The organism is Streptomyces europaeiscabiei (genome assembly GCF_001550375.1).
In the GTDB taxonomy this organism is placed as follows: domain Bacteria; phylum Actinomycetota; class Actinomycetes; order Streptomycetales; family Streptomycetaceae; genus Streptomyces; species Streptomyces europaeiscabiei.
In genome coordinates, this window is sequence record NZ_LRTR01000730.1 from 1 (window position 1) to 13018 (window position 13018).

Here is a 13018-nt window from a genome sequence, read left to right on the forward strand (position 1 = left end):
GTCCCCGCCCGGAGATCGCGGCGCCGCCGACGCCCGCCGACGTGATCGGCACGCCGACGGCCGCCGTGCGCGGCGACGACCCGGTGGTCTTCCTGCGAGCACAGGGCTCCGTTGCCGTGAAGGGCCCGCCCCGCCGCCGGGCGACGGCGTCGAGCTGGGCTGCGCCCGGGTCGTAGCTCACTCGTCCGGACCTCGCGCCCGGTGGTTGTCGGGGAGAGCCCGTATCAGGTTGGGTGGGGCGGAACTCCCGTTCCGGTCGTCGCCGACGAGGGCTTCGGGCCGCTGGACGCGCCCGTCCGGCGGGTGGCGGGGGAGTGCGTGCCGCTGCGTTCGCCCACGCCCCCCCAGGAGCGGGTCATCTCCGGCGTCGGCCGGGTCATGAGGACGGTCCGCGACCGCATCGCATACTGACTGCCCGTCAGCTTTCACGCGGACCCACCTCTGGGAGGAACGGCGATGACCAAACGGATGCTCCTGCGCTCGGGCCATGTCGTCTCGATGGATCCGGCCATCGGTGACCTGCCCGAGGGCGACGTCCTCATCGAGGACGGCACCATCACGGCGGTCGAACGCGAGATCGACGCGGACGTGGACGCCGAGGTGCTCGACATGACCGGCCGCATCGTCATCCCCGGCTTCGTCGACACCCACCGCCACACCTGGGAGGCGTCGATCCGCGGCTGCGCCCCCGACGCCACCCTCGACGACTACTTCGTCGACGTCCTCGACACCTTCGCGCCCGTCTACACCCCCGAGGACGTGTACGCGGGCAACCTGGCCGGCACCCTGGAGTGCCTCAACGCGGGCATCACCACCCTCGTCGACTGGTCGCACATCAACAACACACCCGAGCACCCGGACGCCGCGATCCGGGCACTGACGGAGACCGGCATCCGCGCCCAGTACGCGTACGGCAGCGCCAACACCTCACTCGCCGACTACTGGTTCGACAGCGAGATCGCGGTACCCGGTGACGACGTACGCCGTGTCCGTGACCGGTACTTCGCCTCCGACGACGGCCTGCTCACCATGGCGCTGGCCACGCGCGGCCCAGGCTTCTGCACCGACGACGTCGTCACCCGGGAATGGGGCCTCGCCCGTGAACTGGGCATCCCGATCACCGTGCACGTCGCCATGGGCCGCCTGGCCGGACGCTTCGGCATGGTCAGGCAGTTGCACGAGCTTGGCCTGCTCGGCCCCGACACGACCTACGTCCACTGCTGCCACCTCAGCGAGGACGAGTGGCGGATGGTGGCCGACAGCGGGGGCACCGTGTCCATCGCCGCCCAGGTGGAGACCCAGATGGGTCACGGCTGGCCCCCCGTGATGCAGGCGATCGAGCACGGACTGCGGCCGTCCCTGAGCATCGACGTCGTCACCACCGTGCCCGGCGACATGTTCACCCAGATCCGGGCCGCCTTCGCCGCCGAACGGGCCCGGGTCAACGCCGACTGCTGGCAGGCCAACCTGCCCGTGCCGAAAACGATGTTGACGGCACGCCGGATGCTGGAGATCGCCACGCTCAACGGGGCTCACGTGGCCGGCGTGGAGGACCGTACCGGCTCCCTCACCCCCGGCAAGCGGGCCGACATCGTCGCCCTCGACGCCACCGCCCTCAACATGGCGCCCGTGCACGACGCGACGGCGGCCGTGACCCTCTGTGCGGACGTCTCCAACGTGGAGACGGTCATCGTCGACGGCGTGGTCCGCAAGCGCGACGGCAGACTGCTCGCGGACGCCGGACGGGCCCGCCGCCTGGTCGAGGAATCACGTGACCGGCTGCTGGCGGCCGTGGCGGCGGCGAGGAAGCCGGACGCATGACGCACGCTGTGATACGCCGCGCCGCCGAGACCTCCGACCGCCGTACGACGGCGGGGAGTCCCGGCGGCGCGCGGTCGTCGGTGAGACGGAAGGCGTCATGCGCACCGGCTTCGCCGTCTGAGAACCACGGTCCCGCGGCAGGGCCGACGCCCACGTTCACTCGTACGAGGAGAGCTTCCACATCCTCTCCGGCGACCGCTCGGGCGACGCGGGTTTCCCGAATGCGCCGAAGGGGGCGGCTGCCGCGCCGACGCCCCCGCCCGTCTGCCGCGCAGTCAGTCCTCGCGCGGCCAGTTCTCGGCCTCGAACATCCAGCGCTGCTTCTCCAACTCGTAGGTGAGGGAGATCAGGAGGTCCTGCGTGACCTTGTCGGCCTCCTCCGTGGCGTCGATACGCTCGCGCAGCCGTCCGATCGCCGTCTCCAGCGCCGCCACCAGCAGCCGTACGACCTCGGTGTCCCGCAGCCAGCCGTCCTTCGGCCCCTGCAGGGCGAACCGTGCCGCCACGGTCTCGGGCCGTCCGTCCGGGGCGACCCCGAGAGCCGCCGCGCGTTCGGCGACCTGATCCGCGAACGACCGTGCCGTGGACACCACCTCGTCGAGTTGCAGGTGGATCGAACGGAACCTCGGTCCCACGATGTTCCAGTGGGCCTGCTTCCCGATCAGCGAGAGCCCCAGCAGATCCACCAGGCTCTCCTGCAGCGCGTCGCCCGCGATCCGGCGGGCGGGCTCGGGAAGGGTGCTCCTCACCATCGTCATTGCTCGTCGCTCCTCATCGCATCGTGCCGGCGAACGCTTCGTGCCGGGCGGCGTCGGCGCTCCCGGCCCTGCGGAGCATTTCGGTGCGCTCCTCCTCGCCCATGCCGCCCCACACGCCGGCCGTCTGCCCGTTGCCGAGCGCCCAGTCGAGGCACTCGCGGCGCACCGGGCAGCCGGCGCAGACACGCTTGGCGGCGGCGACGTCGTCGATCGCCGGCCCTGTGGTGCCCACGGGGAAGAACAGTTCGGGGTCCTCTCCCACGCAGGCCGCTCTCCGCAACCACTCCATGCGGGTCCGGGTGCCCAGGTCGCACAAGCGGAAACGCGGCGTGAAGCAGCAGCTCAGCGCCCCAGCACGCCGTCCACGAACTCCTTGACGTCCGCGAGCACTTCGCCCCTGTTCGTCTCGTTGAACACCTCGTGCCGGGCGCCGGGATAGACGCGCTCGCTCCACTCGGCGCCGCGGAACTCCTCGATCCCCGTACGGCTGCCGGGCAGCGGCACGATCCGGTCGTCGTCGCCGTGCAGCCACAGCAGCGGAAGCGAACCGATGGACCCGCCCTTCGAGATCGTCTCCAGGGTGCGGTCGATCGCCTCCAGCGTCGGCCGCTTGAACGGGCCGTGCCACACCAGCGGATCGTTCGCGTACGCGGCACCGACCCCCATGTCCCGCGAGAGTATCTTCGGATCGAGCGGCACGTCGGGCACCTCCGGCGGCGCGAGCAGTGCCCTCAGCGGCTCCCATATGCCGATCAGCGGCCCGGACAGCACGACCGCGGCGAGCCCCGAGCCGTACTGCTGGGCGTATCGCGCGGCGATCAGACCGCCCATGGAATGACCGATCAGCACCACCGGCAGACCCGGATACGCGGCCCTGGCCAGCACCTCCACGGTGCGCACATCGGTGACCACGGCCTCGAAGTCCTCGATCAGCACCCGCTCGCCCGCCGACCTGCCGTGCCCCATGTGATCGGGACCGAAAACCGCCGCGCCGTGCCGCACCAAGGCGTCGGCCACATGTTCGTACCGGCCGATGTGCTCCCCGTAGCCGTGCACCAGGAGCACGACGTACCGGGCCCCCTCGCACGGCCATTCCCGTGCGGTGACACCGCCCCGCGTACCGGCGAAGCTGTGCTCGCGCGAGTCGGCCATGACTCCTCCAACTACGTCGGTGAAGGTACCCGGGGGATCTTGCCAGCCCGTCGGACGATGGTCCATGGGCCGACCGGGGCGAAAGCCGAACCGGGCGGCGCCGGGGGCGGGAAAGATCGAACCGGGCGCAGTCGGGGCCTTCGGAGTCAGGATCGGAAGGCATCAGGATCGGAAGGCATCAGGATCGGAAGGCGGCAGGGCCAACTGGCGAGACGGTCCTGTCGTGCGCCGATAGGTGCGCATAGCATCGGACCCCGCATGAACACCATGACTCTCTGGCACCTGTCCGTGGCCGAGTTCGCGGTCCTCGCCTTCGCCGCCGTACTCGTCGGCTTCTCGAAGACCGCCGTGAGCGGTGCCAACACGGTCAGCCTCGCGCTCTTCGCGGCGGTCCTGCCCGCCCGCGCCTCGACCGGCGTCCTCCTGCCGATCCTCATCGTCGGGGACGTCCTCGCCGTACTCACCTACCGCAGGCACGCCCACTGGCCCACCCTGTGGAAACTCTTCCCGGCCGTCGGTGCCGGCGTCGTCTTCGGCACGCTGTTCCTGATCTGGGCCGACGACCGGATCGTCCGCACCTCCATCGGCGCGATCCTGCTGCTGATGGCGGCCGTCACGATCTGGCGCCGCCGCACGGTCGACAAGGACGACGAACCCGACGCGATCACCACCCGCGCCGGCCGTGTGAAGGCCCGCTCGTACGGCGTCCTCGGCGGCTTCACCACCATGGTCGCCAACGCCGGCGGCCCCGTGATGTCCATGTACCTGCTCTCGGCGGGCTTCCGGAAGCTCGGCTTCCTGGGTACCTCGGCCTTCTTCTTCCTCATCGTCAACGTCTCCAAGGTCCCCTTCAGCGTGGGTCTCGGCCTCATCGACGGGAAATCCCTGCTGCTGGACGCCGCACTCGCCCTGTTCGTCGTGCCGGGCGCCTTCCTCGGCAAGTGGGCGGTCAACCGCATCAACCAGAAGCTGTTCGAACAGCTGGTGATCGCGGCGACGATCGTGGGCGGCCTGCAGCTGCTTCTCCGCTGACGCCCCCGCCCGGAGGACGTCAGTTCCGGTGCCCGCGGGGACAGCCCGTGGGCCAGGTACTCCCGCGGCGGGCGCTCGGCGATGGTGTCGACGGTGATCGGCCCGCGCGGAACCGATGCCGCCGATGCGGCTGTTCCGCGATCCGCGATCAGCGCCACCGCGGTGACCATGAGCCCGCCCATGCCCAGGTCGCCGAACTTCCCCAGCAGAGCCGTCGACACCGTCTCCGCCGGCGGATTCACCGTCACGACCCACGACATGTGCTCCGCACCGCCCAGGTCCGACACGAGCGTCGGCGACGCCGTCTCCACGATCGTCCGGTCGAGGGCCGTCGGCACCATCCCCGGCCTGATCGACACAGTGCCGACGCTGCGTCGGGTGTCACGGCGCGCCGGCACGCGCCCCTACGTGTCTACCGCTGACCGGAACGAGCCGTCGCATGCCCGGCCTGGTCCCCGCGCAACCGGGGAGCGCACGCCTCCGCGTCCACCGCCCGTCCCTCCCGCTCCACGACGCCGGCCAGCCGCCGCGCCCAGGCTCCCACCCCGGCCAGATCGACACCGTAGGGCTGCCGCCGTCCACTCCCGGCCCCCCACTCCTCGACGGCCCCGGCCCCGCGCCGCAGCAGCAGTGCCCCACCCTTGACGTTCCCGCGTGCCGAGTGCGTGAGGCCCACCGCGAGCTGGGCCAGCCCCCGCCACAGCGGGCGCTCCTCGTCCGGCCCCGACTTCCAGGCGTCCTCGAAGACCTCGTGCGCATGGAACGGCTTTCCCGCGTCCAGCAGCGCCTGCGCCTCGACGACCGTCTCCTCGGGGGCCCGCACCACCCCTTCGGGCTGCCGTTGCACACCCGGCGCCCCGTACGGCAGGGGGCGCCCCAGCCCGTCCCGGGGCCGCGCGCTCCGCGCCCGCCCCTCCTCGTCCCGGTCCCGCCCCCGCGTCGTCCCGTCATCCGCTGTCCCGCTCATGCCTCGATTGTCCCCCGCCGCTCGCCGGCTGCGGGGCGAGGGCCGGACGTACGGTAAAGTGCTCACTGCGCGATCACGCGGTTCACCGCGGACAGCGCACCGGGACGTGGCGCAGCTTGGTAGCGCACTTGACTGGGGGTCAAGGGGTCGCAGGTTCAAATCCTGTCGTCCCGACTCGAAGGAGTCGAAGCTCAGGGGCTGTTTCGGAGCAATCCGAAGCGGCCCCTTCGCTCTGTTCCGAAACGGCCCTGCGCCCTACACGGGTTGCGGGGCGAAGGGACACATTTCGTTCGCTCCGGGCCGGACCACGCCGTAGCTGCTCTCGGGGACCTCGTTCCAGGCGCCGGGCAGATCGCCCAGGGGTTCGGAGACGATGAGGCGGGTCTCGTCGGAGACCTCCCGCAGGAACGCCAGGTCGGGGTGGAGCGAGCGCAGCGTCTCCACCCGGGTGCTGTAGAACAGCGAGCGTGACTTCTTCTGGCTGGAATAGCGGAAGGCCCACAGCGCCTCCCCGTCCGTCACGGCGACCGTCATCTGCAGCGGGAACTCCACCCCGTGCTCGTGACCTGTCCGCTCCACCAGGCCCGCCATCCGCGCGACCGCGCCCGGCGGGTCCTCTTCCAGGCCGAGGGTGAGCGCCAGGTAGAACATCAGCTCGGAGTCCGTCTGTCCTTCGATGTCGGCGAAGAGCTCCGGGGCGACAGCCAGGGAGAGATCCCGCCGGATCAGATGGAAGTCGGCGATCGCGCCGTTGTGCATCCACATCCAGCGGCCGTGGCGGAACGGGTGGCTGTTGGTCTGCTGCACGGCGGTACCCGTCGAGGCCCGGATGTGTGCGAAGAACAGCGGGGAGCGGACGTGGTCGGCGATCTCCCGCAGATTGCGGTTGTTCCAGGCCGGGCCGATGTCGCGGAAGACCGCGGGGGTCTCCAGGTCCGGCGAGTACCAGCCGATGCCGAACCCGTCACCGTTGGTGGTCTCGACGCCCAGCCGGGAGTGCAGACTCTGGTCGATCAGGGAGTGCGCCGGCCTGTAGAGGATCGTGTCGAGCAGGACGGGCGTTCCCGAGTAGGCGAGCCACCGGCACATCGGTTACCACCTTCCTGGCAAACGAGCCGTGGGGGCGAACCGGCCATTCCCATGGTCGTGCGACCGCCCGTTGATCGCCACACGGCGCCCTACCCGGCCGGCGACCGAGCCGGGCACGCGCGGTGTGCCGGACGGGGGACGGTCAGCCCCGATATCCCCGGAGTTTCCGGTACAGCGTGGCACGGGCGATGCCCAGGGACGCCGCCGTGCGGGCCTTGTTGCCCCCGTTGCGGCGGAGGGCCTCCAGGATGGCGGAGCGCTCGGCGTGCTCCATGGGGCTGAGGCGCCGGGCCGCGGGACCCTCACGGACGGCGTCCGGCAGTTCGGCGCGTCGTACGGGCCCGGACGCACGACGCTGTTCGGCCAACGCCCGTACGAGGTGGACGAGTTCGGTGACGTTGCCGGGCCACGGATGCTGCTCCAGTGCGCGCAGGGCGTCCAGTGTCCAGGTGAGCGGGGGCTGTCCGGGGGGCGGCTTCGGAGCCAGGGCGTTCAGCAACTCCCTTATGTCCTCAGGCCGTTCACGCAGCGCGGGAAGGGTGACCGAGCGGGCGGCCAGGGTGTCCAGGAGCCGCTGGAGGCAGGGGCCCGGCGGTGCTCCGGGAGTGTAGGTGACCAGCAGGGGCGCGCCCGGATGTGTTTCGAGGAGGGAGTTGAGCGTCGCGGTGTCGGGTTGCGTGAGCCGCTCGGCATGGCGGATGAGGAGGGCGTGGCCTTCCGCCAACTCGTCGAGCAGGAGGCTGGGTTCGCCCTCCGCCGCGTCGACGACCAGCAGCTCCGGGGCCAGCTCGTGTGCGAGCGCGGTCTTTCCGGTGCCGCGTTCGCCGACGAGCAGCAGCGGCTCGGGCGACCGGGCCAGCTCCGTCGCGCGTCCCACCGCGTGCCGCCACGGCACCGAGTGCCCGGCGAGGGCCACGACACCCCGCCCGAGCGGCACGGCGGCGCCGGCTCCCAGCGGCTCCAGTACGGCGACCGCGCCGATGACCGACCCCCGGTGCGCCACCGGGGCGACCGTCGCGGAACACCGCACCCCGTCCGGGAGCCGCATACGGTACGAGTCCGCGGTCACGCCGGTCACGGCCACCGCTTCGGACGCCGACCCGGGCTCCGCCCTCGTATCCGAGTCGGCCTCGGCCACCGCTTCGCGCTCCGTCGTACCCGGCAGGCCCGCACCTCCGGGCCTCTCCCCGCCGTTCGCGTCCCGCAGCAGCGCGGCCACGCCTCTTTCCAGCGCCTCCAAACCCTCGGGTGACAACAGGCGTCCCGCGGCCTCGCTCACCAGACGGTTGCGGCCGTCGAGGGCGACGACCGCCTGCCTCTGCTCCCGCGCGGCCCGCAGATACGCGTCCAGCAGGACCCGCTCGGCGGGCTGCGACCGGGCCAGGAGCGCCGCCTCGACGGCACCGGCCGCCGCCTCGGCGAGCAAGGCCCACGGATGCGGAGCGCACTCGGCGCAGAGCCCCGAGGTGACCGTCACCGTGCCCACGGTCCGCCCGGTCTCCGGCGCGAGCACGGGCACACTGACCGCCGACACGTCCTGCCACAGATCGAGGAAGTGCTCCGGGCCGTGCACCTCGGCGCGGCGCCGGGTGCGCAGTGCGAGCGCCGCGCTGTTGTTGCCGACCACCTGTTCGGAGAGATCCTGGCAACAGGGATCGCCGGGCGCGCACCCGGTCGCCCACAGCACTCGCAGGCGTTCGTCGGTCAGCAGGAGCGCCGTCCGTCCGGTACCCACGGCGGGGGCGAGCCGTTCGAGCACCGGCCGGGCCGCGGCCAGCAGGGCGGACTCGTCCGGTCGTACGGCGTTCCGGGGCGGGTCGGCGGCCCTGCCGGGCGCGTCGGGCGCGGAGTCCGGCACATCGTGTCGCAGACCGAAGAACCGGGCACGCCTCCAGGCGGCGACGATCTCCTCCGGTACACCGTCCGGCAGTTCGCGCCCTTCGAGGAACAGCTCACGGGCCCTGCGCAGCGACGTCAGGGCAGGGTGGACGGGGAGGTGTTCCGCGGTGGTCACGACACCACTCACCGTACCCGGCGAGGTTGAAGGAGCAACAATCACCCTGGAGCCCGGTGGGCGGGCGGTGAGCACGTGCCCGCCCGTCCACTTGAACGGAAGCGGCCCCTGCCCCGTACGACTCCCGCCCGGCAAACCGTACGCACTGTCTCTTATTGAGACACCCGCGCTCCCGCGCCGCCCTCCATGATCTTGAACGGTCGATGTCTGTCCTCATTCCCTGGAGCGTCTCCCGTGCACACCGTCGAGCCGGATGTCGTGACCGACGTACTGATCGTGGGCAGTGGCCCCGCGGGCGCCTCCGCCGCGCTCGCCCTGAGTACGTACGGCGTCCCGAACATCGTGGTCACCCGTTACGCGCGTCTCGCCGACACGCCCCGGGCGCACATCACCAACCAGCGCACCATGGAGGTGCTGCGCGACCTCGGAGTCGAGGACGAGGTCGTCGCGAAGGCCACGCCGCAGCGGCTGATGGGCGACACGACCTTCTGCACCAGCCTCGCGGGGGAGGAGCTGGGCCGGGTCCGCTCGTGGGGCAACGACCCGCTCGTCCAGGCCGCCCACGAGCTGGCCAGCCCCACCCGCATGTGCGACATGCCGCAACACCTCATGGAGCCCGTGCTCGTCGACGCGGCCGTGGCGCGCGGCACCCGACTGCGCTTCAGCACGGTCTACAAGTCCTTCGTCCAGGACGACGAGGGTGTCACCGTCACCGTCGAGGACAGGCTGCGCGGCGACGAGTACACCATCCGCGCCAAGTACCTCATCGGCGCCGACGGCGGCCGCTCCCAGGTAGCCGAGGACATCGGGCTGCCGATGGGCGGCCAGATGGGCGTGGCCGGCAGCATCAACATCGTCTTCGACATGGACCTGGCGAAGTACACCGCGCACCGCCCGTCCACCCTCTACTGGGTGCTGGCCCCCGGCGCCACCGTCGGCGGCATCGGGGCGGGCCTGGTCCGGTGCGTGCGGCCCTGGAACGAGTGGATGATCGTCTGGGGGTACGACGTCACCGCGGGCGCCCCCGACCTGACCACCGAGTACGCCGAGTCGATCGTCCGCAGGCTGGTCGGCGACGACGAGATCCCGGTGACCGTCAAGTCGTCCTCGGCCTGGACCGTCAACGAGATGTACGCGGAGACCTACTCCAACGGGCGGGTCTTCTGCGCCGGTGACGCCACGCACCGCCACCCGCCGTCCAACGGCCTCGGCTCCAACACCTCCATCCAGGACGCCTACAACCTGGCCTGGAAGCTCAAGCTCGTCCTCGACGGCACCGCGTCCCCCGAGCTGCTCGACACCTACACCGCCGAACGGGCCCCGATCGACAGACAGATCGTCACCCGCGCCAACAAGTCCATCGGCGAGACCGCCCCCGTCTTCGAGGCACTCGACGGGCTCTCCCCGCAGAGCCCCGAACAGCTGTGGGCCAACATCGCCGCCCGCAAGGACGACACCGATGCGGCCGAGAAACAGCGGGCGAAGCTCCGCGAGGCGATCGCGTTCAAGGTGTACGAGTTCAACGCGCACGGCGTCGACCTCAACCAGCGGTACTCCGCCGAAAGCTCTTCGGCGATCGTCCCCGACGGCACGGCGGACCCCGGTTTCGACCGCGACCCCGAGCTGTACCACCAGCCGACGTCCCGCCCCGGCGCCAAACTCCCGCACGCCTGGATCACCTCCGGCACCCGCACCCTGTCCACGCTCGACACCGTCGGCCGGGGCCGCTTCACCCTGCTCACCGGCATCGGCGGCGCCGACTGGATCAGGGCCGCCGCCGCCCAGGACCTGGAGATCGCCACCGTCGTCATCGGCCCCGGCCAGGAGTACGAGGACCCGTACGGCGACTGGGCACGGCTCAGAGAGGTGGCCGACGGGGGAGCCCTCCTCGTACGGCCGGACGGGTACGTCGCCTTCCGCCACGCGACGGCGGCCGCGTCCCCGGACGACGCCGAGCGGTCGCTGACGGGCGCGGTCCGGCGGATTCTCGGGCGTGCCTGAACCGGAGGTCCCGGGGGCAGGCGTCGCGTGAGGGGAAACAGCTGTCGGCTCAGCCGTGGCGGAGCCGCGTGAACAGTCGTAGGAGTGGGGCATGACCACCGAATTCACCACCCGGATCACCGAGGCGGTCGTCGACAGCCTCGACGGCACGGCCGACCCGCGCCTGCGCGAGCTGCTCGCCGCCCTCACCCGCCACCTCCACGCCTTCGTGCGCGAGGCAGAGCCGACGACGGCGGAGTGGGAGCAGGCGATCGCCTTCCTCACGGCGACCGGGCGGGCCTGCACGGACACCCGGCAGGAGTTCGTCCTGCTGTCGGACGTCCTCGGTGTCTCGATGCTGGTCGAGACGATCAACAGCGACGGACGCGGCGGACACGGCGGGAGCGGCGGACGCGGCGGGCGTGATGAGAGGGACGACGAGAGGGACGAGGGCGCTGAGGGGGACGAGAGCGACGTGCGCGGCGGCGTGACGGAGTCGACGGTCCTCGGCCCGTTCCACATGACCGAGTCCCCGGTCCGGGAACTCGGCGCGGACATCGACCTGGTCGGCGGCGGCGAGCCGTGCGTGATCAGCGGACGCGTGCTGTCGAAGGACGGCACTCCGCTGCCCGGTGCCGTCCTCGACGTCTGGCAGGCGAACCCCGAGGGCTACTACGACGTCCAGCAGCCCGACGTCCAGCCGCCGGGCAACGGCCGCGGACTGTTCACGGCGGACGCCGAGGGCCGCTTCTGGTTCCGCACCTGCGTGCCGAGCCCCTACCCCATCCCCACGGACGGCCCTGTCGGTGACCTCCTCCGGGCGACGGCACGGCACCCCTACCGCCCGGCTCACATCCACTTCATCGTCTCGGCCGAGGGGCACACCCCGGTCACCACCCACATCTTCGTGGCCGGCAGTGACCACCTCGACTCGGACGCGGTCTTCGCGGTCAAGGAGAGCCTCGTCCAGGACTTCACGGAGACCGACGACCCCTCCCGGGCCCGGCGGTTCGGCATCGGGAACCCGTTCCGCCACGCCCACTTCGACCTCGTGCTCGACGCGCCGGACACCGCGGGCGCGCTCGACCCGGAGCGTGCGTAGTGGAGTTCGTGTACGAGGCTCAGCCCATGCGGGTCGTCATGCGCCCGGGCGCGTCGGCGACGGCGGTGGCGCAGGAGGCCGAACGGCTGGGGCTGCGGCGGCTGTTGGTGGTGTGCGGACCGAGAGGCGCCGGGACGGCTCGGGTTGTCGCGGACTCACTCGGTGCCGCGTGCGCCGGACTGTTCGAGGAGGCCCGCCAGCACGTACCGGCGGAGGTGGCCGAGCGAGCGGTGCGGGCGGCTCGGGCCGCGGACGCGGACGGATGCGTGGCGGTCGGCGGCGGCTCGGCGATCGGACTGGGCAAGGTGATCGCGCTCCGCACCGAACTGCCGTTGATCGCCGTGCCGTCGACCTACTCCGGCTCCGAGATGACCCCGGTCTGGGGCCTGACCGAACACGGCGCCAAGCGCACCGGCCGCGCCCCGTCGGTCCTGCCCCGCAGCGTCGTCTACGACCCCGAACTCACCCTCTCCCTCCCCGTGCTCCTCTCCGTGACCAGCGGCATCAACGCGGTCGCCCACGCCGCCGAGGCCCTGTACGCGCCGGACGCCTCGCCGCTGGTGTCGCTGACGGCGGAGGAGGGCGCCCGAGCCATGGTGGGCGCACTCCCCGCAGTGGCGGCCGACCCCGGGGACCTGGAGGCGCGCGGCCGAGCGCTCTACGGCGCATGGCTCTGCGGGGCCGCGCTCGGCGCGACCACCATGGGCCTGCACCACAAGCTGTGCCACGTCCTCGGCGGCACCTTCGGCCTCCCGCACGCCGAAACGCACACGGTCGTCCTCCCGTACGCCCTCGCCTTCAACGCCCCCGCCGCACCCGACGCCATGACGGCCCTCGGTCGAGCCCTGACCGCAGAGAACGCGCCCCAGGCCCTGTGGGACCTGTCGGGCAGCCTCGGCGCGCCCCGCTCCCTGGCCGAACTGGGCCTCGATGAAACGGACTTGGCAAGGGCGGCGACCGAGGTGACGGGACAGGCGTACCCCAACCCGAGAAAGCCCACGGTGACGGACGCCCTGCAGGTCCTGAGGGCGGCGTACGAGGGCGACCGGCCTCCGGTGTGGCCCTGACCGACAACCTGACGCGCACCGAACGACGCGCACCGA

11 protein-coding genes, 1 tRNA gene and 1 pseudogene are annotated in these 13018 nt (G+C 71.7%); 6 read left to right on the top strand and 7 right to left on the bottom strand.

The window, feature by feature from the left end; genetic code table 11:
- Positions 1 to 456 precede the first annotated feature (456 nt).
- A complete protein-coding gene (locus tag AWZ10_RS36175; protein WP_046708138.1) occupies positions 457 to 1821 on the top strand; it encodes an amidohydrolase family protein in 1365 nt (454 codons plus the stop codon).
- A gap of 275 nt (positions 1822 to 2096) precedes the next feature.
- On the opposite strand, the gene AWZ10_RS36180 is transcribed toward AWZ10_RS36175, so the two are convergent.
- From AWZ10_RS36180 to AWZ10_RS36190, 3 genes are read right to left on the bottom strand one after another with little or no spacing between them, the layout of a single operon-like run.
- Positions 2097 to 2579: a Dps family protein gene (locus tag AWZ10_RS36180; RefSeq protein ID WP_046708139.1), complete on the bottom strand. Its 483-nt coding sequence runs from the start codon at positions 2577 to 2579 to the stop codon at positions 2097 to 2099.
- Positions 2580 to 2592: 13 nt separating this feature from the next.
- A complete protein-coding gene (locus AWZ10_RS36185) occupies positions 2593 to 2868 on the bottom strand; it encodes a WhiB family transcriptional regulator (protein ID WP_046708142.1) in 276 nt (91 codons plus the stop codon).
- A 53-nt stretch (positions 2869 to 2921) separates the two neighbouring features.
- Entirely contained in the window at positions 2922 to 3731 is an 810-nt protein-coding gene (locus AWZ10_RS36190) for an alpha/beta hydrolase (protein ID WP_060893119.1), read from the bottom strand.
- A 258-nt stretch (positions 3732 to 3989) separates the two neighbouring features.
- Here AWZ10_RS36190 and AWZ10_RS36195 point away from each other — a divergent pair, with 258 nt between their 5' ends.
- A complete protein-coding gene (locus AWZ10_RS36195; RefSeq protein ID WP_060893120.1) occupies positions 3990 to 4763 on the top strand; it encodes a sulfite exporter TauE/SafE family protein in 774 nt (257 codons plus the stop codon).
- A 140-nt stretch (positions 4764 to 4903) separates the two neighbouring features.
- Here AWZ10_RS36195 and AWZ10_RS54360 read toward each other — a convergent pair.
- Positions 4904 to 5161, bottom strand: a pseudogene (locus AWZ10_RS54360) (MFS transporter); the annotation flags it as partial.
- A 14-nt stretch (positions 5162 to 5175) separates the two neighbouring features.
- Positions 5176 to 5730 carry a DUF309 domain-containing protein gene (locus tag AWZ10_RS36200; protein ID WP_060893121.1) on the bottom strand — a complete coding sequence of 185 codons (555 nt, stop codon included), beginning with the start codon at positions 5728 to 5730 and terminating at the stop codon, positions 5176 to 5178.
- Between the two features lie 100 nt (positions 5731 to 5830).
- Here AWZ10_RS36200 and AWZ10_RS36205 point away from each other — a divergent pair.
- Positions 5831 to 5904 (top strand) — tRNA-Pro (locus AWZ10_RS36205).
- A gap of 81 nt (positions 5905 to 5985) precedes the next feature.
- Here AWZ10_RS36205 and AWZ10_RS36210 read toward each other — a convergent pair.
- Positions 5986 to 6819, bottom strand: a complete 834-nt coding sequence (locus AWZ10_RS36210; protein WP_046708669.1) for a class II glutamine amidotransferase — start codon at positions 6817 to 6819, stop codon at positions 5986 to 5988.
- Between the two features lie 142 nt (positions 6820 to 6961).
- Positions 6962 to 8833: a helix-turn-helix domain-containing protein gene (locus AWZ10_RS36215; RefSeq protein WP_208618610.1), complete on the bottom strand. Its 1872-nt coding sequence runs from the start codon at positions 8831 to 8833 to the stop codon at positions 6962 to 6964.
- A 234-nt stretch (positions 8834 to 9067) separates the two neighbouring features.
- Between AWZ10_RS36215 and AWZ10_RS36220 the strand changes: the two genes are divergently transcribed.
- The 3 genes from AWZ10_RS36220 to AWZ10_RS36230 all read left to right on the top strand — a co-directional run bounded on the left by AWZ10_RS36220 (position 9068) and on the right by AWZ10_RS36230 (position 12982).
- A complete protein-coding gene (locus tag AWZ10_RS36220) occupies positions 9068 to 10834 on the top strand; it encodes an FAD-dependent oxidoreductase (protein ID WP_060893122.1) in 1767 nt (588 codons plus the stop codon).
- 91 nt (positions 10835 to 10925) lie between these two features.
- The gene (locus AWZ10_RS36225; protein WP_060893123.1) at positions 10926 to 11915 is read left to right on the top strand and encodes a dioxygenase family protein; all 990 of its coding nucleotides are present in this window, start codon (positions 10926 to 10928) and stop codon (positions 11913 to 11915) included.
- A gap of 26 nt (positions 11916 to 11941) precedes the next feature.
- A complete protein-coding gene (locus AWZ10_RS36230; RefSeq protein WP_046709440.1) occupies positions 11942 to 12982 on the top strand; it encodes a maleylacetate reductase in 1041 nt (346 codons plus the stop codon).
- Positions 12983 to 13018 lie beyond the last annotated feature (36 nt).